Source organism: Candidatus Sericytochromatia bacterium (assembly GCA_035285325.1).
Classification (GTDB): domain Bacteria; phylum Cyanobacteriota; class Sericytochromatia; order S15B-MN24; family JAQBPE01; genus JAYKJB01.
In genome coordinates this window covers 16,895-39,879 of sequence record JAYKJB010000089.1, presented here as the reverse complement: position 1 = coordinate 39,879, position 22,985 = coordinate 16,895, and the positions used below count along the sequence as shown (strand labels likewise).

Annotated in this window: 18 protein-coding genes; 10 read left to right on the top strand and 8 right to left on the bottom strand. The window is 67.8% G+C overall.

Annotated features, from left to right (window positions below):
* Positions 1 to 72: 72 nt before the first annotated feature.
* Positions 73 to 627, bottom strand: a complete 555-nt coding sequence (locus VKP62_11810; GenBank protein MEB3197877.1) for a hypothetical protein — start codon at positions 625 to 627, stop codon at positions 73 to 75.
* 203 nt (positions 628 to 830) lie between these two features.
* Here VKP62_11810 and VKP62_11805 point away from each other — a divergent pair, with 203 nt between their 5' ends.
* From VKP62_11805 to VKP62_11795, 3 genes are all read left to right on the top strand, one after another.
* The gene (locus tag VKP62_11805; GenBank protein ID MEB3197876.1) at positions 831 to 2,300 is read left to right on the top strand and encodes an ankyrin repeat domain-containing protein; all 1,470 of its coding nucleotides are present in this window, start codon (positions 831 to 833) and stop codon (positions 2,298 to 2,300) included.
* Entirely contained in the window at positions 2,284 to 2,880 is a 597-nt protein-coding gene (lepB, locus tag VKP62_11800) for a signal peptidase I (protein MEB3197875.1), read from the top strand. Before VKP62_11805 ends, lepB begins: the two co-directional genes overlap by 17 nt.
* A 136-nt stretch (positions 2,881 to 3,016) precedes the next feature.
* Complete coding sequence (locus tag VKP62_11795) at positions 3,017 to 3,943, top strand: cyanophycinase (GenBank protein ID MEB3197874.1); 927 nt, start codon at positions 3,017 to 3,019, stop codon at positions 3,941 to 3,943.
* A gap of 36 nt (positions 3,944 to 3,979) precedes the next feature.
* Here VKP62_11795 and dacB read toward each other — a convergent pair whose 3' ends face one another.
* A complete protein-coding gene (gene dacB, locus VKP62_11790; GenBank protein MEB3197873.1) occupies positions 3,980 to 5,461 on the bottom strand; it encodes a D-alanyl-D-alanine carboxypeptidase/D-alanyl-D-alanine-endopeptidase in 1,482 nt (493 codons plus the stop codon).
* 107 nt (positions 5,462 to 5,568) lie between these two features.
* Here dacB and VKP62_11785 point away from each other — a divergent pair, with 107 nt between their 5' ends.
* Positions 5,569 to 6,819: a family 1 glycosylhydrolase gene (locus VKP62_11785; GenBank protein ID MEB3197872.1), complete on the top strand. Its 1,251-nt coding sequence runs from the start codon at positions 5,569 to 5,571 to the stop codon at positions 6,817 to 6,819.
* An 83-nt stretch (positions 6,820 to 6,902) separates the two neighbouring features.
* Here the strand turns inward: VKP62_11785 and VKP62_11780 are convergent, their stop codons facing one another.
* Together VKP62_11780 and guaA are read right to left on the bottom strand one after the other, a co-directional pair.
* Positions 6,903 to 8,051, bottom strand: a complete 1,149-nt coding sequence (locus tag VKP62_11780; GenBank protein MEB3197871.1) for an IMP dehydrogenase — start codon at positions 8,049 to 8,051, stop codon at positions 6,903 to 6,905.
* 17 nt (positions 8,052 to 8,068) lie between these two features.
* Entirely contained in the window at positions 8,069 to 9,625 is a 1,557-nt protein-coding gene (guaA, locus tag VKP62_11775; GenBank protein ID MEB3197870.1) for a glutamine-hydrolyzing GMP synthase, read from the bottom strand.
* Between the two features lie 180 nt (positions 9,626 to 9,805).
* Here guaA and VKP62_11770 point away from each other — a divergent pair, with 180 nt between their 5' ends.
* Positions 9,806 to 12,997, top strand: a complete 3,192-nt coding sequence (locus VKP62_11770) for a hypothetical protein (GenBank protein ID MEB3197869.1) — start codon at positions 9,806 to 9,808, stop codon at positions 12,995 to 12,997.
* Positions 12,998 to 13,069: 72 nt separating this feature from the next.
* Here VKP62_11770 and VKP62_11765 read toward each other — a convergent pair whose 3' ends face one another.
* Positions 13,070 to 13,945, bottom strand: coding sequence for a hypothetical protein (locus VKP62_11765; protein ID MEB3197868.1), 876 nt, complete (start codon positions 13,943 to 13,945; stop codon positions 13,070 to 13,072).
* Between the two features lie 271 nt (positions 13,946 to 14,216).
* Here VKP62_11765 and VKP62_11760 point away from each other — a divergent pair, with 271 nt between their 5' ends.
* Complete coding sequence (locus VKP62_11760) at positions 14,217 to 14,816, top strand: hypothetical protein (protein ID MEB3197867.1); 600 nt, start codon at positions 14,217 to 14,219, stop codon at positions 14,814 to 14,816.
* A gap of 147 nt (positions 14,817 to 14,963) precedes the next feature.
* A complete protein-coding gene (locus tag VKP62_11755; GenBank protein ID MEB3197866.1) occupies positions 14,964 to 16,196 on the top strand; it encodes a hypothetical protein in 1,233 nt (410 codons plus the stop codon).
* A gap of 373 nt (positions 16,197 to 16,569) precedes the next feature.
* Here VKP62_11755 and VKP62_11750 read toward each other — a convergent pair whose 3' ends face one another.
* Together VKP62_11750 and add are read right to left on the bottom strand one after the other, a co-directional pair.
* The gene (locus VKP62_11750) at positions 16,570 to 17,007 is read right to left on the bottom strand and encodes a hypothetical protein (GenBank protein MEB3197865.1); all 438 of its coding nucleotides are present in this window, start codon (positions 17,005 to 17,007) and stop codon (positions 16,570 to 16,572) included.
* A gap of 177 nt (positions 17,008 to 17,184) precedes the next feature.
* On the bottom strand, positions 17,185 to 18,246 hold the full coding sequence (gene add / locus VKP62_11745) for an adenosine deaminase (protein ID MEB3197864.1): 1,062 nt from the start codon (positions 18,244 to 18,246) through the stop codon (positions 17,185 to 17,187).
* 285 nt (positions 18,247 to 18,531) lie between these two features.
* On the opposite strand from add, the gene VKP62_11740 reads away from it, so the two are divergent.
* From VKP62_11740 to VKP62_11730, 3 genes are all read left to right on the top strand, one after another.
* A complete protein-coding gene (locus VKP62_11740) occupies positions 18,532 to 20,271 on the top strand; it encodes a hypothetical protein (GenBank protein MEB3197863.1) in 1,740 nt (579 codons plus the stop codon).
* Between the two features lie 138 nt (positions 20,272 to 20,409).
* Entirely contained in the window at positions 20,410 to 20,970 is a 561-nt protein-coding gene (locus VKP62_11735) for a MerR family transcriptional regulator (GenBank protein MEB3197862.1), read from the top strand.
* Between the two features lie 106 nt (positions 20,971 to 21,076).
* Positions 21,077 to 22,240, top strand: a complete 1,164-nt coding sequence (locus VKP62_11730) for a site-2 protease family protein (GenBank protein MEB3197861.1) — start codon at positions 21,077 to 21,079, stop codon at positions 22,238 to 22,240.
* Here the strand turns inward: VKP62_11730 and VKP62_11725 are convergent, their stop codons facing one another.
* Positions 22,241 to 22,903, bottom strand: a complete 663-nt coding sequence (locus VKP62_11725) for a hypothetical protein (protein ID MEB3197860.1) — start codon at positions 22,901 to 22,903, stop codon at positions 22,241 to 22,243. It abuts the gene before it with no gap.
* Positions 22,904 to 22,985: the final 82 nt, after the last annotated feature.

Genomic DNA, 22,985 nt, shown 5'->3' with positions numbered 1-22,985 from the left:
GAGAACCATTGGTGGTTTCATATATTCAAATGTTTGAATATATAAACACATTAGCCCTGTGTCCGGCGCTTGTCAAGGGCAGGGGCGATGGGTTTCAGGATCTTGATTTTCCGTTGGACGCTCCCCCGCGGGGGCGCGCGGGACGCACAATTCGAGGGCCGGACTGGGGAATGAGGTCACGGCGCTCTGAACGAATAAACGGAGGCGATCGCCGGGGTGGGCCCCCAGCGCTTGCCAGGTCACGGCGAACTCGGTCACGCCACGCCCCTCGGCGGCCTGCAGCGCATCCTGCCTTGAGTCGGGAGCGGTGGGCACCAGCGCGAAACTCCCGCTTTCAATGCGCTCCACACGTTGAACGCCCAGGGGCCCGGAGAGGATGATGCTGGCCTGGAGGGGGGCCGGGTCGTGCAACAAGGCGAAACACAGGCGATCGCCGCTGTATCCGTACAAGATCGCATGCAGGCCTGGACGCGCCTGATCAGGTGCAAACACGGAGCCTGCCAGGGCCCACTCCGTGCGCGTGACCCGGCCGTCGATGGCCGGATGGAGCCAGGCTTGCGGCTGCTTGAACGGGAGCTGGGCCAGCCAGATGAGGCCGACCAGGCTGGTGATCGGATGAGTGACCATGCGCCCTCCAGGGACACCAATCTAGGCTGGCGCCTGACCCGCTGCAAGGCACGCTGGTTTGTTGGCGTGGCCGGCCCCTGTTCGAAATGGGGCGCGTGCATCGGAGGATACCGCGTCCGCCTGGTATGTGACGGAGGCACGCTCGGTGGGTAAAAACGTCTGGGGGTGCCAGGTAGCGGTCAGCTTGACGAGGTTGTTTCACGATGGTTCAGTGGCCCCTTCGCGTGATGGTGCTCGGCGCAGCCTGGGTGTGGCTGGCGCCCCCGGCCTGGGCGTATTTCCCGGACGACCATGTGTGGGACACGCACTATCAGAGCGGCGCGGAATGGCGGTTGACCAAGGCCCGCAAGCCTTTGCCCTGGATCTCCATGTCCGCCTGGAATCGTGGCCTGGCGGACTATCCCATGGGCGCCTGGATTCAACCGCACACGGCGCGCCCTGCCCGACTGCTGCCTGGCGGCTACATGCCGCTGCCGGATGCCTGGAGCCAGCCGCGCTGGGAGGGGATGCCCCTGAATGTGCCCTGGTGGCAGCCCACATCCGCGCTGATGAGCAACCAGGCCTACCTTCAGGCCGTGTCCGACAGCAGCCGCAACCCTTTCTCCAACCAGCGGCTCAACGCAGATCTGGCTGCCGCCGCGGCGCACGGGGATGTCAACCAGGTTCGGGCCCTGATTGCCAATGGGGCTGACCTGAACGCGCGGGATGCCGAGGGCTACACCGCGTTGACCTGGGCCGCCCAGTTCGGGCGCGCGCCCGTTGTGGAATACCTGTTGGCCCGTCATGCCCAGCCCAACGTGGTGGACCGGTGGGGCTACACCCCGCTGATGTGGGCGTTGCAGCAGGGGCACACGCCCACCGCGGCCTTGCTGCTGTCCCGTGGGGCCAACCCCAGCGTCAGCACGGCCTTTGGCATCACGCCGATGGTGCTGGCCACGCACGTGGCGGGGGGCGTGTCGCGTGGCGTGCTGGAAGACGCCCTGGCCGGCCGGGCGATCCGGCTGGAAGATTATTTTCGGAATGGCCTGACGGTCGTGCCGGCGCCTCAACCTGTCGTGGCTCCGCCTGCCTCATACGTTCCCGCTGCGCCGCCAGTGGCACCTGGATATGCGATGCCGCCTGGGTCAGCGGGAGCGACCCCGCCCCAGGCAGCTCCTGTGGCCGCCGTGTCGCCGGCCTGGTCGCCGGCGGCCCCTCCTAACCCCGACGTGGCCCGTCGGAACGATGGCGTGCTGGAGCCAGAGCCGCTTGCCTTGGGGGAGACCCAAACCTTCTCGGCGCGTCACGCGGGCGTGATCGAACCCCTCAGGGCTGCCGCCGAGATGAAGTGGCGTAGCGGCCAAGGGCGTCAACCGGTGCGCATTTCTGAAGACGAGGGCTGGCAGCGCGTCGGCACGATCGCGGGACACTTCGGCACCACCTACCACGCCTTGCTGCTGGAATTGCATCAAGGCCGAGCCGCCGCCGGCGCCGCCGAGGGCGCCTGGGACGGGGACCCGGAACTGCTCCTGGGCAAGTCGCTGAACGGACTGTTTGCTCGGGCGCAGCGGACGCGTGATCTCAAGGCCACGCGAGACCAGTTCGAGCGTCTCAAGGAACAGGTGGCCGTCCATACGCGCTTTCAGCCCCACTTGCTGGCGCTGGATGAGACCCTGCGTGCCATGGGGCGTTGACCAGGCACCGAGGCGCGTGCCCGCGGTGGCTCCGCCCGGCGAGGAGCGCGCCCGGGTGCGGGAATGCATCTGGCTGTTTCTGGCGGGTGCCTTGCTCGGTTACGGCTGTCGCGCCTGGCTGGTGGACGTGCGCCTCGTGCCGACCCCTTCGATGCGACCCACGTTGGAGGTGGGCGATCGCCTCGTGATCGACAAGTTCACGCCACGCTGGGGCGGCCTGGCGCACGGGGACATCGTGGTCTTTGCCGCGCCACCGGAAGCCCATCTCGCCGGCGAGATGGTGAAACGCGTCGTGGCCCTGCCTGGCGAGCGTTTGGCCCTGCGTCAGGGCCGTTTGTGGGTGGACGATCGGCCGGTTCTCCTCGCGGCCTCGTCCGGGGAACTGCCCGGCCAGGAGCCGGACTGGAATGCGCTGGGCATGCCGGGCGGGACCGTGCCGCTGGACCACCTGTTCGTGATGGGCGACGATCCACGCAACAGCACCGACAGTCGGGTGTTCGGTCCAGTTCCTCAGGCTCGTGTGACGGGATTGGCGCGGGTGGGGGTCTGGCCCTGGCACCGTGTACGCCTCTTGCATTGAGCCTGGTATGAGCCCCTCGGGGCAGCTGGGGCGAGATGTTCCAAGGGGCCCCGGCCTGTTATGATGGCAGGCGAGTCCGCCCGCTGGGGCGGTGGAACGCGGCCCGGATGGCCCGTCAGCCATTGGAGAGCCAGGCTTGCCCAAGGTCAAAGGTCGGTTGATCCTCATCGGCGGGGAGCAGCGCAGAACCCCGCCCGACGCGGAGGTCATGGCGCGCTTCGCTTTCTACGCCGGAGGCGTGGATGCCCGCATCACGATCCTGGCGGGGGAGAGCCTGCCACGTGCCCGCGGGGCGGTCTCCTACCGCCGCATTCTGCAGGCCTGGGGTGCTCGGGATGTGTCGGTGCTGGTGCTCAAGGATCGGCAGCAGCTCGAGCAGGCGGCCCTGCGCGCCCGGGTGGCGAATAGCACGGGCATCTTGCTGGTGGGGGACGATCCGCATCGCCTGCACGCCCTGCTCAGCGGCAGCGCCCTGGAGTCAGACCTGCTGCAGGCCTATCGTGCGGGCGCCAGTCTGGCTGGCGTGAGCGGCGGGGCCGCGTTGCTGGCGGCCCGCGTGATGTCGCCAGGAAACTGGGTGCCGCCTGCCCCGACGGCCGGTGCTGAACGGAACGAAGATGCCCACGGACTGGCGGATGTCCATCCTCGGGCCGGCTTGGTGAAGCTCGATCAGGGGCTGGGATTCTTGCAGCGCCTGGTGGTGGACCACCACTATTGCGAAAAGCAGCGCCAGGGTCGTCTGCTGGCCGCCGTGGCCGCTCAGCCGGAGTTCATCGGGGTGGGGGTCGATGCTGGGACCGCGCTGGTGATCGCGCCCCAGCGTGGCATCGAAGTGGTCGGCAAGGGCGCGGTGGCCATCTTCGATGGGGGGCGTGCGAATCAAACCCAGGTGACGACGGCCGCGGATGGTCAGTTGCTGGCCTTGTGTCGTGTGCAGTTCAATCTGATGCCAGCGGGCTTCGCCTTCGCGTGGAAGCGGGGGGGGGGAGCCTCGTTGGGTCAGGGCGCTCGTATTTCCGACGGGATGGCCGAGCTCATGGCGGCCCTGGCCACCACGCGCTGAACCCTTGCGTCGCCCCGCTCCGAGCTTCGAACCCGGTCAGGGAGCTTCCGGCGTGTCGGGATCGGCGACGGTGGCCACGATCTGGTCCTGGAGTTCTCGCAGCTTGCTCGGAGAACCCACGAACCCGTTGGTCATGATGGCCAGCACCACCTGCTGGCCGTCGCGCGCTTCCAGGTAGCCCGCCAAACTGGATACGCCGCTCATGGTGCCGGTTTTGGCGCGCAAGCGTCCGCGCAGGGCCGGCTGGTTCAGGCGTTGCGCGAGGGTGCCGTTGATGCCGGAGATGGGCAGCCCGACCAGGACAGCGGGATAGCTCTGGCGTTGGGTCGGCAGATGGTTCAGCAAACGCGCCAGATGAGCGGGCGACCACGCATTGTAGCGAGACAGCCCCGATCCGTCGGCGATCCGATAAGAATTGGCTTGCCAGCCGACCTGGTCCAGGTAGGCGCGCAGTTCAGCCAGTCCCTTGTCCCAGGTGCCGGGCGTGCCGCGGACCTTGGCGCCCAGCTGCAGCAGGAGCGTCTCGGCCAGCAGGTTGTCGCTGGTGCGCAGCATCTCGCTGGTGATGTCGGCCAGGGGCGGCGACTCCACGCTGCCCAGGGTCCGACTGCCGGGCGGCGTGGTGCCCAGCTTGGCCTGGCCCCGTACCCTCACCCCTTGCTGGATCAGGGCTTCGCGAAAGACGTGGGTCGCGAGGCGGGCGGGTTCCTGGACGGCCAGCTGGTTGCGTTCCTCCTGGGTGCCGGCCGGCAAGCCGCCTCGCACCATCAAGATCTCGCCCCAGGCCGTGGGCGCTCCCGGCTGCAATTCGATCCCCAGCATGCCCTGCTCGCCCGCCGGCAAGGTGGTGGCGCGATTGAGGACCTGCATGTAAGTGCTGCGCGGCATCAGCCGCAAGCGCACGCCCTCGCCGACGCGTCCGCCGGGGGTGACCAGCACGTCCAGCGCGTTGCGGTGCAGCGATAAACCGCTCACGGTCGCGGCGTAGCCATTTTCGAGGTCGTCCCAGGACCAGCCGGCGGGACCGCGGCTTTCCGGCGCGAACACGCTGGCGTCTCCCACCACATCGCCGTCGATCTCCTTGACGCCGGCGGCACTGAGCTGAGCGGCCAGACGGCTCAGATCCTGGGGTTCCAGCATCGGGTCCCCTTCGCCACGCAGGAACACATCCCCTTGCAATACCCCTCGCTCGAGCGGGGCAGGCGTCTGCAGGCGGGTCACGAAGCGGCGATTGAGCCCCAGCAAGCTGAGGGCCGCACCGGCCGTGGCAATTTTTTGCACGGAGGCGGGCGTGAAGAGCTTTTGCGCCTCGCGTTCGTAGATCACCTGACCGCTGCCCAGGCGTCGAATGCTCACGCCCACGTGCGCCTCGGGTGGGGCAGAACGGGCGATCAGGCGCTCCAGACGCTGGGCCAGCTCACGCGCCTCCGGCCCTGACGTCTGACTCCAGGCCGGCGAGCTGAGCGGGGGCAAACAGGCGATCGCCACACCTGCGATCAGGGTCCAAGGGCGCCACATGCCGGGGATTCTAGCACGCCTGAGCGGCGGGAGCGAGCCGCTCTGACCTGGTATAAAAGGCCCGCTTGAAGCGCGTGGTGCCATTCTTCGGGGGGTATGTCGCCAGCGTGACCTCTTCTTCATCCATCCGCTGGTCCATCAATCTGAACCCGCTCCGCCTGTGTCCCCGTCAGGACATTCGCGAATTACAGCGCCGCCAGGACGATGCCCTGGCCCTGGTCGAACGCCTGGGGGTGCAGGGCCTGCGCGTCGACGTGGACTGGGCCTGGCTCATGCCGACGCCGGAGGCGGTTTCGGAAGCGGCGCTCGACTGGTACCGCGCCTTCTTTCAGGACGCGGCCGCACGGGGTCTGGCCCTCTATGGCGTGTTGTATCACCCGCCGCGCTGGGCCATGGCCCAAGCGGCGCGCCAGCCGGAGCGCTTCGTGGCGGCCTGGGAGGCCTTTTGTCGCCTGCTGGTCGCGCGCTTGCCGGGGGCCCTCGAGGTGGTTCAGGTCTGGAACGAGCCGAACAACTACCTGGCGGCTCTCAAGGGCGATGCCGTCCTGTTTCACGGCCCGCGGTTCGGCGCCTGGCAATGGCCGCGCGAGGTGGCCTGGGACCTGCTGGTGGCCATGTTTCGCGTGGCCCGGCAGACCTTTCCCGATACGGCGGCGGTGGCCTGTAATCCGCTGGTGACGCTGCTACCGTTCTGGCCAGGCGGAGCCTCCTGGTTGGACTGGTTCGCCTTCACCGATCAGCTGCTGACGCGCGCCGGCGATGCCATCGACATGGTGGCCCTCGATCACTATCCCGACACCTGGCATCCCGGCACCGGTCCGATCGAGTGGGCCTGCCTCGACGAGGTGGCCCGCCGGGTGCGGGAGCCGGCCAGCGCCTGGTACGGCAAGCAGATTGCCATTGGCGAACTGGGCTATTCCAGCGCGCCCCACGCGCCAAGGCTCGGCCCTTGGGGCTTCTTTCCGGAGGGGGCCCGCGGCGAGGCCCGCATGGCGGACTGGTACGCCGCCGCCCTGCCCCACGTGGCCGAGTCGTTGGGCGCTGAAGGGCTGAGCCAGCCTTCCGCGACGTGGGTCAATGTGTACGAATTGCTCGACTCGCGTCAGCCCCACGGCGGGACGGGGCTTCTGGCCCTCGAGGATCATTTTGGCCTCGTGCGGGCGGATGGCACGCCGAAGCCAGCCTTCGAGGTGGTGCGGGCCGTGACGGCAGGTGAGCCGATCGCCTCACCGAGCCTGTGTGCACGCGCGGCGCCCCTGTACTGGCAACTCGGGCACTGGCTGGCAGGTCGGCTGCCCGCGGCACGGGACCACTGGGTGCTGCCTGCTTCCCCCTCCGGCGAAGCCGCAAGGAGCTGACCTTCCACGCGGGAGGCTGTCCGCCGCGCGGCTTTATCGCCGCGATGAGATGGATGCGGGCCGGCGATGACGGAGCGCCGCGATCAGGCCGGGGCGCGACTGTAATTGGGGGCTTCCTTGGTGATCATCACGTCGTGGGGATGGCTTTCCCGCACGCTGGCGCCCGTGACGCGGATGAAGCGGGCTCCCGATTGCAGGGCGGGAATGCTGGCCAGGCCACAGTAACCCATTCCCTTGGTCAGGCCTCCGAGCAACTGAAACGCCACTTCGTGGACGCTGCCCGCGAGCGGCACCATGCCTTCAATGCCTTCCGGCACGACCCCGCCGTCGCTGCGCTGCTTGCCATAGCGATCGTTGTCTTCATGCTGCAGCGCGCCCAGTGAGCCCATGCCGCGATAAACCTTGAAGGCGCGTCCGTTCAGATTGACCTGGGCGCCCGGTGATTCCAGCGTACGGGCGAACAGGCTGCCGATCATCACCGTGTCGGCGCCACTGGCGATCGCCTTGGTGATGTCCCCGCTGTAACGAATCCCGCCGTCCGCGATCACCGGTACGTCGGCGGCCCGGCTGACCGACACCACCGCCCGGATGGCCGACAACTGCGGCACGCCGACCCCTGCCACCACGCGTGTGGTGCAGATGCTGCCAGGCCCGATGCCCACCTTGAGCGCGTCCGCGCCTGCTTCGATCAGCAAGCTGGCCGCCTCCGGTGTGGCAATGTTCCCCACGATCACGGGCACCTGCGGGTAGGCGGCCTTCAGCGCCCGCAAGGCCTCCACGACGTTGCGACTGTGGCCGTGGGCAGTGTCGATGCACAGCACGTCCGCGCCGGCCGCCACCAGGGCTTCCGCCCGGGCCCGGAAGCCTTGTGGTCCGTCGCCCGCGCCCACGGCCGCGCCGACGCGCAGGCGTCCCGCGGCATCGCGAGTGGCGGCGGCGTTCGGCGCGCCCGCCTCGGCCTTGACCGCGGCCACCTCAGCCGCCTGGCGTTCGATCGTCATGTTGCGGTGGATGATGCCGAGGCCCCCCAGGCTTGCCATGGCGCAGGCCATCTCCGATTCGGTCACCGTGTCCATGGCGGCCGACACGAGGGGCACGGCCAGGCGAATTCCCCGGCAGAGGCGTGTGCTCATGTCGGCGGATTCCGGCAAGAAATCGGCATAACCGGGCACCAGCAGGACGTCGTCGAAGGTCAGCCCTTCGTCCAGGGGCAGCGCAAATGGCGAGTTCATCGGTGTTCCTTTCGGGGTCATTCCCACTCGATCGTGGCGGGCGGCTTGCTGGTCACATCGAAGACCACCCGGGTCACGCCGCGGATCTCATTCACGATGCGCGAGGCGGCGCGCCCCAGCACCTCGAAGGGCACCGGATGGAAGTCTGCCGTCATCCCGTCGACGGAGTCCACCGCCCGCAGGGCCACCACCTCGCCCACCGTGCGCCCATCGCCCTGCACGCCCACCGCGTGGACCGGCAGCAGCGCGGCGAAGGCCTGCCAGATGGCGTCGTAAAGACCGGCTCGCCGGATCTCTTCGAGATAGATGCGGTCTGCTTCCCGGACGATCGCCAGTCGTTCCGGCGTGATCGCCCCGAGCACCCGGATGGCCAGGCCCGGCCCCGGAAAGGGATGGCGCATGACCAGTTCGCGCGGGAGCCCCAGTAGCAGGCCCAGCGCCCGCACCTCGTCCTTGAAGATGCCCCGACAGGGTTCCACCAGACGGCCGGCTTCCCGCATGGCGCGAACCAGCGGCGTGCCCACGTTGTGGTGGGTCTTGATGGTGGCGGTATGGGCACCGGAAGCGCCTGATTCGATCATGTCCGTGTAGAGCGTGCCTTGCGCCAGGAAGGCGGATTCCGCATCGAAGCCCAGTTGCGCCAGTTCGGCGTTCTGGACCTCGATGAACACGTCCCCGATGCGCCGCCGCTTCTCCTCAGGGTCCGCAACGCCCGAAAGGGCCTCCAGGAAGCGTGGCTGGGCGTGGACCACGCGCAGGTTCACCAGGCCCGCTTCGCGCAGGAAGGTAGCCACCGCCTCACTCTCGCCGGCCCGCATCAGGCCTGAGTCGATGTGAATCGGAAAGACCTGTTCCGGAGGCAGGGCCCGGGCCAGCAGGGCGGCCGTCACGGTGGAGTCGACGCCGCCCGAGACCAGCACGATCACGGGAGCCTGGCCGACCTGGGCGCGCACCTCCGCGATGCTCTCCTCCATATACGCTTGCACACTCCAGTCTCCGCGGCAGCCGCACACCCCGAAGACGAAGTTCGACAGGATCTGACGCCCTTCCGGCGTGTGCGTGACCTCAGGATGGAATTGCACGGCGTGGCGCGGCAGTGTTTCGTGGGCGATCGCCGCCACGATCCCGTGGTTGGTGCGGGCAGCCACGCGCCAGCCAGGGGCCAGGTCGTCCAGGCGATCGCCGTGGCTCATCCAGACTGTCGGGTGAGCCGACAGGCCATCAAACAACGGGCCGCTGGCCTCCGTCAGTTCGGCGCGGCCATACTCGCGCGTGGCGCCAGGCACCACGCGGCCTCCGCCGAGCTGGTTGAGCAACTGCATGCCGTAACACACGCCGAGCACCGGAACGTCCACGGCCAGCAGGCCCTCCGCCGGACGCGGCGAGTCCGGCTCGGTGACGCTGGCAGGGCCTCCGGAGAGAATCACGCCCTTCAAACCAGCACCGACCAGACGCTCGGGCGACACGTCGGCTGGAAAGATCTCGGCCAGGACCCCCAGCTCCCGCAGGCGACGGGCGATCAGGGGCGTGTACTGGCTGCCGAAATCGAGGACAGCCAAGCGTTCGTGCGTCATCGGGCGTTTCCGTACAACAAATGAGGAAGCGGATGTGCGAGGAATACCCGCGCCACTGCAGCGTGTAACAGCCAGCGCCTGCTTGCAGGGTAGACAGAATCGGCGATCGCTTTTGGGTATGTCTCACTGGGGCAGCTGCGACGAGGGAGACCGATGGCCAGGGTGCGAGGCGGATGGGGAGTGAGCTTGCTGCTGCTGGCCTTGTGCGGCTGTCAGCTCGCCAATACGAAGGCGCCCCCTGCTCGAAGCCCCGGCGCCACGCGCAACGCGGGGGCCGGCGTGGCCAAGCCGCTGGCGTCCGCGCCGGTGCCGGAAACAGGCTCAGCCGTCATTCGCGCCGTGGACGGCAAGCCCCAGCGCGCCCTCAAGCCATCGCAGAAGGTGGGGCTGGAGCAGGGGACGGTCCTGGAAGTGAGCGACAAGGCGCGCGTGTCGCCGGACGGGGCCCACCTGATCGGGTTGGATGGGGCCACCCTGATCGGGCTGGACGGAGCCACCCTGATCGCGGCGGGCGGCATGAACATGACCGCAGGCGGCGGTTCGAACCTGATTGCGGCGGGCGGCATGAACATGACGGCAGGTGGCGGTTCGAACCTGATCGCAGCGGGTGGCATGAACATGACCGCAGGCAGCGGGTCGAACTTGATTGCCGCGGGTGGGATGAACCTGATCGCGGCAGGTGGCATGAACATGGTCGAACAGGGCGGTTCGAACCTGATCGCAGCGGGCGGCATGAACCTGGTGAATGGTCAGGTGGGTGCCATGATGGGCGAGGTGCGCGCGCCGGCCGGCTTGCTGGGCAAGGGAGCGGCCTATCGCCTGCAATCCGAGCGCCTGGTGCCGGCGGCGGGCGTCCCGGTCTATGTGCGCGACGGGGCCGGGCGGTTCGTGGTCGGAGCCGACGGCCAGCCCATCACGACCACGACCGATGCCGAGGGCCGCTTTCTGTTCGAGCGCTATCTGGCCTTCCGTGGGCTGTCGTATTTTGTCCCGCTGCCGGGTGATGAAGAAGGCAATCTGGGGATCTCCGCCTTTCGCCCGCGGGACCTGGCCAGTCGCGAAAAGGTCTCCGTGGACCCGCTGGCGACCCTGCTGTCGAGCTGGATCGACACCACCATTCTGGCGACCCAGACGCCCGACCAGCGGGTGCAAGCCGTGGACCGCCTGACCTCTCAGGTGGCGGACGTGGCGCGGGAGGTGATCAAGGACAAGCTGGGAGAGGACTGGGCCGGCGCGAAAGGCGACTGGAAACCGGAAACGCTGGCCAGCGAGGCCGAGCGCCTGAAGAAGGAGAGCGGCCCGATTCAGGGGGCACTTGAAGCGGTGCGGCGGGTCATGACCCTGGCCGGCGTCAGCAGCTGCAATACCGATGGCGTTGAACGAACCAAGCTGGCCCTGCAGCAACCGGTCTTGCTGGCGGCGGCGCCAGACGGCTCGGTGTTCGTGGCGGAGCGATACACGGGTATCTTGCGGCGATACAAGCCTGATGGTTCCGTCTCCAACTTGTTGGGACCCTGCAGCCCCACGGAGCGACGCTGGGGCTCCAAGTATCTGTCGGACCTGGCGGTGGTCGGGAACCAGCTGTACGCGGCCGACTTGCTGAGCAATGCCGTACTGCGCTTGTCGTTCGATGGGCAAGAGGTCGTGGAATTGCCGGCGATCGCTGAACTCACGCGTGACTTCCGCCCGACTCGCGATCTTCCGCGCGTGCTGGCGGCCAGTCGGGATGGCACCTTGCTGGTTGGATTGCCGGATGAGGCGAAGCGGAGATCCCCTCGCCTGCTGCGTTACGACCCCGCCACCAACAAGACGACCGCTGAGGCGGTGCCCTGGCCGGGCACGAGCAGTTTCTATTTCCGCTGCCTGGATGAGGCCCCAGACGGGGCGTTGTGGGCGGTCGGGAGTGATGGAGTCCTGTGGTTGCGCCGTGCGGCTGGCGAGCCATGGGAGGGGGTCTATCGCGTGGCTGCCAGCTGGCCGTGTGGCTTACTGGCCCTCCCGGACGGGAATGCCCTCATCTCGGATGGAAGTTCGGATGGGGTCGGCCCCCAGCGTCTTCGGCTTGTCACCCGGAAAGGACAGGTGAGTGTTTTTGCGGGGGCCGACACGGCCGGTTTGGACCGTGAGACCGTGCTGATCGAGAAGGCGCGGTTCAAGCTGCCAGCCGGCCTGGCGCGCCTGGGAGAGACGATCCTGGTCGCGGATAGCCAGAATGGTCTGGTGCGGGCCATCGAAGGCGGCAAGGTGTCCATCTGGGCCGGATCACTGGCGCCGCCGGGCAAGTCCTTGGCTGTTGAGTCGGTGCTGAACCTCCCGGGCGGGATTGCGGTGGATTCCAGCGGTCGGATTGTCCTCACGGAGATTGGCGGGAACACCGTACGGCGTCTCGAAAACGGACAACTTTCGCTGATCGCCGGTGGCGAGGTGGCGGCCGTGGACCCGACCAGCGCTGAGCCCCCCACCTCGGAGCGTCTCGATGGACCTACCAGCGTGGCGGCCTATGGGGATGATGTGTTCATCTGCGAGGCGTACGGACGGCGCCTGCGCAAACGTACGCCCGACGGACGTTTGACTGTCCTGACGGGGGCTGGTAACACGGAACTGAAGGCACCTCCCGCCGAGGGCATCCCCCTGCTGGCCAGCCAGGTCAAATTCGCCGACCTGCTCTCTGTGACCGTCGACCGCCAAGGTCGCCCGGTGTTTTCTGCGGGCAGCACCTCGATTGAACGCGCTCAGATCTGGCGGATCGAGCCGGACGGCACCCTGACGTGGCTGGCGGGCTCCTTCACGGGTAGCTGGCCCAATCCGCTGCAGACCTTGGCGGGGGATCCCCGCAATGGCAAGCAGGCCCGTGACGTGGCCCTCTCCCGTCTGGCTGGCCTCGCATATGACAAGGACGGCAACTTGTTTCTGGCCGAGCCGGCCTCGGCCCGGGTCTGGCGCATCGACCCCGCTGGCGTGATCACGCACTATGCGGGCTCAGGGTTGCTCGCTACCTTGGGCAAGGTCCGAGACGGCAGCGCCGAAACGGAGTCGGATGTCGCCGCCACGGCCGCTTCACTGCTCTTGCCGGTTGGTCTGGCCTGCGACAGCGAAGGGCGCCTCTACATCGGAGAGGTGGGAACGCGGGCCGCTGAGGGCGCGGCCCAGATGGGCGGTAACACGGATGTGCTGGCCGATGTGCCCGTGATCGAGGGGCGCGTTCGCCTGATCACCCGCGATGGCCGGGCCCATATTCTGGCGGGGGTCGGCTCCGGTCTTCAACGGGATTCGGTCCGCAACCCGATGGGCGTCGCGGTCTCGCCCGATGGGCGTCTGTACGTGGTGGACAATGGGACGTCACAGCTCAAGGAAGTGATCGTGACGCGCTGAGGGACCAGCGGGGGCGGGCCCCCCGGACGTCTGGGCGCTGCCCGCCCAGAGGAGGTTCGCGATGCGTGGGGGCTATTTCTGCGCCACGCGGGCGCCGGTAGGCCGGGCGAATTCCCCCAATTTGACCCGCAAGGCATCTTCTCCCTTGAGATACACGTCGAAAAAGGCGGCGATGTTTTCCCGCACATAGGCCATGCTGCGCGTGCGAATCGCACTGGCGGGGAGTCTGCCGTGATGGTCGAAGTCTGAGTGCCCGGCTTCCGGGAGCACCGCGAGGTATTTGTCACCATTCGGCAATGCTTCCCACGGTTCCAGACGCCAGCTTGGCGGGCGAGGCTGGCCAAAGGCATCGAAGCCGAGTTCCGCTTCTCCCACGGTCATGAACACCGGGGTTTGGACGCTGCGCCAGGCATCTGCTGGGGTGGAGACCCCGCGCGGACCACCGACTTCTCCGCTGCCGCGCGCCGAGATCGGTGCGATCGCCCGGATGCGCGGATCCAGCAGGCTCGTTCCGGGCCCCCCTGGCAGATCGATGCGGGCACCCGCCAGGGCAAAGGCGGTGTGGGCGCCTGCCGAGTGCCCCGCGTGCCCCACGCGTCGCAGGTCGATCTGGCCTCCAAAGCCCGGCAGGGGAAAGCGTTGGGCGGCCAGGGCATCCAGCAAGAAGCTCACGTCACGGGGACGCTCCGCTTCGGGGATGCCCGGGACGCGATCGGGGTGCTGCAGGTGAATCACCACGTAGCCGCGGGCTGCCAGGTGAGTCCCGAGATGCCTGAAAGCCTCGCGGGCAACCGTGTTGATCAGGCGATTGGTCGCGTATCCGTGGCTGAAGATCACCAGGGGATGCGTGCTTCGGCTTCCCCGAGGGAAATAGGCCTTGAGCGGCAATCGCCGGGCACGAGCCGGGTCGTGCAGGTCGTCCATGTAGGCGGTGTCGACCTCACTCACTTGCGCGGGTGCCCCCTGGCCTGGCGCAGGGGCCGTAGACCATAGCAGAGAGGCAATCCCAAAGCCGAGGAGGGTATGGCGCACGTCCCATGGTAGTCCGAGCAAGCGAGGACTGCCACCATGCTCCCGCTTTAAAACAATCTTTCTCGTCTATTAATGAGTCCTTATCTCTCTGGCGACCACCACAGGGCAAGCGCGGCCCTGATCGCGCCGACCATGGAGACGGACCCCCCATCGTGATGCCCCAGCGGCACAATCGGAGGACGCGCGGATGACCCAGCTGGCCCCTACTCCCCTGGCTGCGCCACCCTTGCCGCCCGTGCCGCTGCCGCCGGCTGCGGTGCTGCCGATGCCTCCCGGGCCGATGCCTGCCTCCCCCATGCCGGTGGATGCGCGGCTCGGGTCGCCCTCTCTGCGTGCCAGTGACGATTCACCCAGAGGGGGCCTGGTGGTCGACGTCCGCGGCCTGACCAGCCTTTACAATGCCATCTATACCGGCTTGAAGGCGCCTGCGCTGCGCAGCCTGGCGGGGAGTCTGAACAAGGCCATGCCCTTGATGCAGCGGGCTGCCCTGGTGCAGGCGATCGCCTCGGGGGTGGCGAACGGCCTGGACCTGATGCAGGGCCGGGTCGGGGCGGGCACCGCCGTGTCACGCTTCACCAACGACACCGTGGGAGCCTTCGTGGGCGGGGCCGGCGCGGCGGTCCTGGCTGGCCTGCTGGTCGGAGCCTTCAGCGTGACGGGCGTGATGGCCGCCGTGGTGGGCCTCCTCGGGGGCTTGCTGGGCTATGGCCTGGCGCAATCGCTCTGGTCGGCCACCGGCATTCCCGGTCTGATCAGCCGGGGCTTGAAAGGCGTGCTCGGCGACTGAGCGACGCGGCCACCTCTGAGACGCGCCTCGCTTTTTTAGTGCTTTCTTCAGAGGAACTTAATCTGATTTATAGCGACTGCGGCCCCGCGAAGGCGATAACCCTCCTGCACCGACTGCATCCGCCACACCAACCGAGGACACGCCGCCATGGGCATTCACGCCATCGCCAACTTCTTCCAGTCCCTGTCGCGCCCTGCCGTGGCGAGTGCCCCGGGCGCCCCCGCGCCCTGGCCAACTGCCCCCGCGCCTGTCTATACGCCCGACCAGCTGGCCTTCTCCGCTCCCCCGCCGCAGGCGGCTCCTGCCGTGGCCACGGCGCCGTCGCCCTATGGCGTGCCGGTGGCCCAGCCGGGTTGGCCCCAGCCGACCTGGAACGCCGCCCCCGCGCCGGCCATGAGTCCGGCCTGGCAGGCGCCATCGGCCCAGCCGGGCGTCCCGAACCAGGCGGACCCACGCATGGTGGCGCAACTGCAGCAAGCGTTGGCGGAACTGGTCGCCTTGGAGGCGCAGCTGTCGTTGCTGCTGCAGCAGGCCAGCCAGTCGGCTGTCCCGGGCTGGCCGGGCATGCCGGCCCCGCTGCCTGCGGCCGCGCCTCCTCCGCCCCCTCCGCCGCTGCCGGTTCCACCGCCGCAGGTCTATCTCCCTGCGCCGATGCCGGCTCCGGCTGTCACCCCTCAGATTCCTTCTCCCGCGCCGTCATTTGGCTGGCCATCCCCACAGCCTGGCACGTGGATGCCTCAGCAGCCGGTGCCCCAGATGTGGCCACAGGCGGCACCACCGGCGCCCTCCTGGCCGCTCTCGCCCCCCGTCGCGGGGCCTGCGCCCGCAGTTCCGGCGGCGGCTCAGCCTGCGCCCACCGCCGCACCTCAGCCGGGCGTCACGTCCCTGCCGGCCGCACCGACCCCGGGCAAGCCGACGATTCCTCTGACCGGTTTGCCGGCGGGCACCCGCCTCCGGCTGGCGCCGGGCACCTCGGTGATGGGCTTCGACATTGACGGCACCGCGGCCATCCGCGAATCCACCCCCCAGGTGCTCGACCTGATCGCCAAGGGGTCGGCCATGTTCGGGATGTTCCGGCGCACCTACGGGCTGCGCGCGGAGACCCGCAAGGACGGCACCGTGATGATCAACCTGAACGAGCTGGGGGCGGATGGTCAACCTCGCCAGAAGGTGTTTGGCGGCAAACTGAAGGTGATCGCCTCCAAGCCCGGAGAACTGACCTTGCGCGATCCGGATGGCAAGCCGGCCTCCATTCGTCAGGGCGCGGATGGCAGCCTGACCATCGAGCATCCACAGGGCACGGTCAGCCTGATGGTCACGGGGCAAGCCCCCTTGATCGCCGGCGTGGACGACGTCGATAACGACCGCCCGTTGGCCTGAAATAAGGCGAACGCGATTCTCTCCGGCCTGCGCGCACCGCGCAGGCTTCTTCCCGTGCCGCCGGCGCAAGCGATTGGATTCCGGAAGGCCTTGGTGCTTGGCGCACGACCACGCGTGGCGCTCGCTGAGCTTCAGGCCCCCTGCCCTGCCTGGGAGAAATCTCGGAAACGACGAGAACCAGATAATGTTGATTATATGGAAGGGTGTGTTTGCGGAGATTTCGCGCCACGGCGCGGAATCTGGCAATCCAGGCTGGGGTTCTCTCCGGATAACACGGCGAATGGCCATCTGGGGTAGGGAAACGGGTCAGATAATCAGGGGCGTCTAAAAAGGGTCTTGAGAACGCTTCCCTGACTGAATGGTCGTTCAGGTTTCAGGCATCCTCCTGCGCGACCGCGGCCAATCCGCATGCCACTGAAGAGGGGGGCGCCTCCCCGCGCGGAAAGTGCGCCGTGATGCCCTCCAGTTGCCATCCCTGGCCATCGATGTGGCGCCAGTGGTGGTAAGAAAACTCGGGCGGGTGACGTTCGGTGCGGATGCAGCGACCCTGGGCATCGAAAAAGTCCTGGGCGATGCGCGCTTCCAAGCGGGCAATCAGGCGATCGCCGGACGGAGCGCCTTCCACCACATGGACGAAGGCGGGCGGCGTGATCAGTTCGACCCTCCCGTCGCGTCGCTGGGCCCCCTCCGGCCAGCGAGCCAGTTGCGCCTCCACCATCGACGGATGCACCCATTGCTGAAGCTGGCGCAGCGCAGCAGGCGTGTCGGCTGACCAGTAGCGAGAGGCCACCTCACCCACCCGATTGCGCAATTCGTCGTGATCCCAGATTCCCGGCTGACGCCCTGATAGCCAGGAGATAAGCCGCTCGGATTCTACGTTCCGCGTATGTTCTCTCTGTGCTAATTTATTGCCAACCAGTAGTCGCACGGCGGTGGCACCCACCAGGGCCGAGACCGCACACGTGAGAATCAGGACCCAGGCCATGGCTCAGTGCGCAGGAGGTTCCAAGGTGTAGCGACTCACATCCAGGACTGGCAAGACCCGGTTCATCAGCTCCTGGCGTTCCGCATATGGCAGGAAGGCGCTCTTGAAGCCGTTGAGCACGATCCACTTCAAGGTTTTCTCGTCAAAGCCGAGGTGCTGGTGCAAGCGCCAGAGTTCCTCCGTGCTGGTGGTCCTGGAGAACAACCGGTTGTCGGTGTTGACCGTCAGGCGCACCTGATGCCGCGCATAGAACTGGATGGGATGCTCCGCGAAGCTGGGAACGACTCGGGTTTGCACGTTACTGGTAGGGCACATCTCCAGCGGGATGCGATGGTCGATGACGTACTGGAGGAGATCCTTGTCATCTCTCAGCGTGACACCATGACCGATGCGATGTGCGCCGCAGTCACTGATCGCTTGATGGATACTCTCCGGGCCCCAAGCCTCCCCTGCGTGGCAGGTGATGTTCAGATTCTTGTCGCGTGCGTGGGCGAAGGCGTGGACGTGCAGCTTGGCTGGGTTTCCAGCCTCGCCGCCTGCCAAATCGAAGGCCACGACACCCTCGTTTTTATACGCAACGGCCAGCTCTGCCAGACGGAAGGACTCCGACTCGAAACGGTCCCGCAATCCGCAGATGATGACCCGCGCCTTGGTGCCTGTGTCTCTCTCCGCATCGCGTAGGCCGGAGAGGACCGCTTCGTTGACGGCTTGGAGGCTAAGTCCACCCCGCATGTGCTCGATGGGGGCATATCTGACCTCGATGTAGAGCACGTTTTCCCGCGCGGCGTCCTCGACCAGTTCATAGGCCACGCGACGCAGGCTGGCGGCATCCTGCATCACCATGATCGTGTATTTGAACCAGACCAGGTAATCGGCCAGGGAATGCGAATCGTCGATCGCTTCGAGGATCCGTTGCAGTTCGTCCCGATCGTCCGTCGGGAGTTCGGCGGCTTTGCCTTGGGCGCGCGCCAGTTCAATCAGCGTATCCAGGCGCAGGGACCCATCGAGATGGCAGTGCAGATCCGCCTTGGGCCAGGCCAAGATGGTGTCTCGGGTCAGGGGCATCACGGTCCTCTCTCGGCCCTGGTCGGTGGCAGGGTCACCTGTGGTGTGTGGGCCAGTGGGGCTTAGTTTACCACGAGCCACTTGCCCCGGCGGACCCGGCCTTCGGCTGTCCTGCCAGGCTCCGCCGGAACAAGGCCTGCCGGGCGCCCTTGCGCCTTCAGCGCGGGTGCCTGGCTTGGGTTGTTTAAGATAATAATTGTTATATTGATTACTGGGCGGCCGACCCGTGCTCCTTGGGTATGATGGGGGCGTTGACCGTTGCCCCTATGCTTTGAGTGGACCCCCGTGAGTGAGGAAAATCAGGATGCTCCGCCGGAGGCGTCGCCCGCCTCCCCCGCACCTTCTCCTGCCCTGAGCCGGAAGGCCCTGGTCAAACGGCGCAAGAAGCGGGGCGCAGGCTGGACGATCGGGACGGTACGTTCGCATCGAATCGTGTCTCCGGAGGCTCTCGCGCATCGGCGGGCGGTTCTCACGCTGGTTGGGGCCATGTTGCCGCTGCCCCTGCTGCTGATCGGCGTCATGGCCTACGACCATTACGAAAGTCGAGCGGCGCTGGAGGCCGCCGGTCCTGCGGTGGCTGCGGTGGCCGAGCATGGGGGGGAGGCGGCTTCCCACGGGGCGGGTTCTCCCCCCAAGGACGCTCGCGCGCACGCGGCGGAGGGTGGCCATTCGGCCGGTGGTCACGCGGCGGCGGAGGGTGGCCATTCGGCCGGTGGTCACGCGGCGGCGGAGGCCGGCCACCCAGCCGTTGCTCATCAGGCCGTCCAAGCGCCTCACACGCCCCAGCCTGCTCACGGTTCGCTGCCACCTGGCTTTCGCTCTCACGCCTCGGCCCCACCAAGGGGCCGTTCCACGCCTCCTCCCGTTGCTGAGCGCCCCTTGTTGCGCGCCTGGAGCGTTCTTCAGGGCTGGTGGGGCACGCGGGTCGCGAGCCTCCGAGCCGCCTCTCCATCACCCCATGCGTCGCGCGCGCCTCATTCGCTGCTCCCATCCGGGGAACCGGGGCAGCACGCCAAGGCGTCCGCACCACACGTGGCGCCGGCGCCCCCGTCGGACCATCGGGGCGAACCGGCGCCTGCGGGGAGTCACGCGGACCCAGCCGAGGGGGCGTCACACGAGGCGCACCCACCCCCCGGCCCGGCGCATCGGGCCCCTCAGGACCACGGCCGCCAGGTCATGCCGGCTTCACCCCCGCCTCCTGAACAGGTTCAGGCGGCGGGGTCCCCAGGCCAGGTGGCAGGCGAGCGGGACCTTGAGCCTGGTTTCATGCCCACGCGCCGTTCGATGTCGCCCCCTCCGCAGGCGTCCGGGCAGGGGGCGGCCCGTCCTCGTCCCCTCGTCCGACCCACCTCCCCTCCCCCTTCCTGGGGCGCGCGTGCGGCAGCGGCTGTGGCCGGCTTGTTCCTGAACGTCAGCCGCGAGCGCGAGGCGAGTCAGCCCGTCTCGGCGACGTCTCCCGCTGAACGCCCTCCGGCCCCGGATCCTGCTCGCTTGACCCGCCATGCCCGGCAAGTGTCGTCGCGTCTGGGCATCGAATTGTCGCCTGCAGGGCCCGGGTTGTACCGTTGTCGAACCTCGGACGGCCTGGTGCGTCTGCAGTTGGAGGCGTTGCCGGACACCGGGAGCCAGCTTCAACTGGTGACAGACCTGGCGCGTGCCCGGGGGGCCAGCCGGAGGACCTCGCCGTCGGGGGCCTGGCCCGCGCTGCCGCTGACCGCGTTTGTCGAGGACGTCTCGGGTCATACCGAAGCCTGGATGCGTCGGCAGTCGAGTGTGCGCGTGATTGACCGATTCGTGGCGACTTACATGCCGCCTGGTCCCGGCACGGCCTCGGGGGCGCGTCTCGACTGGTGGCTGGGAATGCTGAGGGCGCGTCTGGCGGCGCAGGGAGAGCCTGCGGAGGGGAGCGTGGACCAGGTCTGGACCCCCACGTTCAATGTGGGCACGCGCATCGGGCACGCCTTTTTGGCAGGTCGTGAATTCACGCTGCAACTCTATGTGCCCCCCGAGGACGCGGGCCTGTAGCGCGGCCCTTGGCTGCAGGCCTGAGGCGTTTGGTGCGTGGCACACACGCTGGGCCTGGACGGGTATGTTATGTTAGATTGAGGCGCGGAACTTTTCACCGCCGTCCCCACCTTTCCTTGCCTCGCTTCGGAGGGCTCGATGTCAGACACGACCACCTTGACCAGCGATCAGGTTGCCCAATGTCTGGGCATCAAGTCGTCGCAGGTGAAGAATTGGGCCGTTCGCTTGCCCGTGCCTTCCTGGGTGGAATCGGACGGGACGCGCTACTTCCCGGCTGATGCGCTGGGAATTCTCGAAACCATCAAGATGATGCGCGAGGAGGAACACTCCTATGCCACCATCCGTCGCTTTATCGAGCCCCTGCTGCCGGCCAATCCGCAGCCGGTCACCGAACCCGCTCGGGTGTCGCTGTCCAACGAGCGGGTCACGGAAGTGATGTCGGTCGTGCGGCCCTTGTGGAACGCCTTGCAACACGAACATGCCGAGGCGGCGCGTCGCCTGGCGCGGTTGGAGCAAGAGGTGGTGACGCTGCGTGCCGAGCGGGCGGCCATGCAAGCGCAACTCGCGGCCCTCTCGCCCACCCGTTCCGCCGCAGTGGGGGCCCGCGGTTTGCTTGCCCGGCTGGTGCGTGGCTTGACCTTGCGCGCGCCGGAAGTGCCCCATACGCCCGACGTGACGCTCGACCTGCGCCCCATCTGAGCGCGGCGACTCCCCACCCGGATGTATCGAGGGCGGCGCTGACGCTGCCTGAGTGTTGTCACGTCCGCCCATCGCAGCTCATGCTCGCCGGTGAGGACGTGATGCGATGGATGGTGAGCGTGGTTGGTGTCTGGGGCGGCTGGCGGGCATTCCCATCTGGTTGAGCCCGAGCTGGCTGTTCATTTTCGCCCTGGTGTCGCTGGGACTGGGCCTGCACGCCGTGCCAGGCTGGCAGCCGAATTGGCCGACGGCCCTGTCCATGGTGTTTGGTGGGCTGCTGGCGCTGTGTTTCTTTGCGGGGCTCGTGCTGCACGAGCTGGCCCACGCGCTGGTCAGCCGTCACTTCGGCCTGCCCGTGGCCCGCATTCGCCTGTTCCTGTTCGGCGGCGTCTCCGAGGCGCTGGCCGAGATGCGCACGCCGCGGGAAGAGTTCTGGATTGCCGTGGCCGGGCCCGTGCTCAGCGTGGTGCTGGCCATCGTCTGGCTCGCCGTCTCCGCGCTCTGTGCCGCCTGGCCGGCCCCTGCGGCCCTGGTCGAGGGGAGTTTCTGGCTGGCCGTGGCCAATGTAACTCTGGCCGCTTTCAACCTGCTGCCCGGTTTTCCGATGGACGGGGGGCGGGTCCTGCGCGCGGCGCTGTGGGGGGCCAGCGGTGACCTGGTGCGTGCGACGCGCTGGGCTTCCGGGGTGGGCCGAGCCTTTGCCTGGCTGTTGATGGCGATCGGCTTCTTTCGCTTGCTGGGAGGCGAATGGCTGGCCGGTGCCTGGCTCGTCACCCTCGGCTGGCTGATCGATCAGGCGGCACAGGCGGCCTATGCGGAGGTGCTCGTGTCACGCGCCCTGGACCACATCTCGGTGGCCCGGCTGATGAACGCCACGCCCCTGACCGTCGCTCCGGACCTCAGCCTGCGCGAGGCCGTGGAGACGTATTTCTTGCCGTATCCGTTCAACAGTTATCCCGTGGTGGCCGGGCAAACCCCGCTGGGCCTGCTGGACCGCGATGCCGTGCTGCAGGTGCCCCGAGCGCGCTGGCCCGAGGTGCGGGTGGCCGACGTCATGTCCCCCTTGGCGGCGCTGCCTGCCCTGCACCCGCACATGGCGGCCAAACAGGCCTTGCCGCTGCTCGCCGGCGCGGGCACGGGGCGTTTACCGGTGCTGGAGCACGAACGCCTGGTGGGGTTGCTCAGTCAGACGGATGTCGTCCGCTATTTGCTCTGGCAGGCGGATGGGATTGCCCCGTCTGGCTCGCGCGGGCGGGAGGGGCCCGCGTGATCAGCGCAGGCTATCGCCCGTGCTGGCGTTGAAGACGACGGGCGGCTCCAAGCCGTCCTGCCGCAGGGTCTGCACATGCCAGGCCAGCTCGCGGAAGTGGTGCGCATTCAGGCTGCCCGCGAGCGTGAGGCGGAAGTGGGCATCAAGGGGTTGCGTGGGGCGCAGCGTGCGGGCGTGGGCGATCGCCGATTGACTATCGATGCGAGGAATCGGGCTGTCGAACAGGGCCAAGCCCAGCGGCAAACCGTCCAGCCAGGCGGCTTCAAGTTCTGCCTGGCCGGACTCATGGATCCGCAAGGTGATGGCGCGATAGGAGGCCCCTGCTTGGCTGGGGGAGGGGCTGCCGCTGGGAGCGCTCAGATACCGCAGGGTCCAGTGGCCACCCGGGCCAGGAACACCCAGGGCCGTGATGTGCGTGCCCGCCAGGGACTGGAAGCGAGCGGCCTCGTCGAACGCCAGCGCCTGCTGGTGGGCGAAGGCCAGCACCCGACAGGCACTCACGGGGCGATCGAGACTCGGCAGTGCCTTGGTGAGGCCGCGCACGCGGGTCGCCAGGCGCGGCGATACCGTGGCGGGAGAATCGGCTCGCGGGGGAAGACCACACGCTGTCAGGCCCACGAGGGCCATCAGCAAAAGGGGCGTGGAGCGGGGCAGAACAGCCACCTGGTCGATCCTCGGGTCGGGATCACACGACCCCTCACCCTCCAGCCTATCATAATATTTTGGTTAACACCAGGCTAAATAA

Bases quoted from the DNA above. Each gene is read 5' to 3' on its own strand.
- VKP62_11810 (MEB3197877.1), bottom strand. From the start codon at position 627: ATGGTCACTCATCCGATCACCAGCCTGGTCGGCCTCATCTGGCTGGCC.
- VKP62_11805 (MEB3197876.1), top strand. From the start codon at position 831: ATGGTTCAGTGGCCCCTTCGCGTGATGGTGCTCGGCGCAGCCTGGGTG.
- dacB (MEB3197873.1), bottom strand. From the start codon at position 5,461: ATGTGGCGCCCTTGGACCCTGATCGCAGGTGTGGCGATCGCCTGTTTG.
- VKP62_11780 (MEB3197871.1), bottom strand. From the start codon at position 8,051: ATGAACTCGCCATTTGCGCTGCCCCTGGACGAAGGGCTGACCTTCGAC.
- guaA (MEB3197870.1), bottom strand. From the start codon at position 9,625: ATGACGCACGAACGCTTGGCTGTCCTCGATTTCGGCAGCCAGTACACG.
- VKP62_11760 (MEB3197867.1), top strand. From the start codon at position 14,217: ATGACCCAGCTGGCCCCTACTCCCCTGGCTGCGCCACCCTTGCCGCCC.
- VKP62_11755 (MEB3197866.1), top strand. From the start codon at position 14,964: ATGGGCATTCACGCCATCGCCAACTTCTTCCAGTCCCTGTCGCGCCCT.
- add (MEB3197864.1), bottom strand. From the start codon at position 18,246: ATGCCCCTGACCCGAGACACCATCTTGGCCTGGCCCAAGGCGGATCTG.
- VKP62_11735 (MEB3197862.1), top strand. From the start codon at position 20,410: ATGTCAGACACGACCACCTTGACCAGCGATCAGGTTGCCCAATGTCTG.
- VKP62_11730 (MEB3197861.1), top strand. From the start codon at position 21,077: ATGGATGGTGAGCGTGGTTGGTGTCTGGGGCGGCTGGCGGGCATTCCC.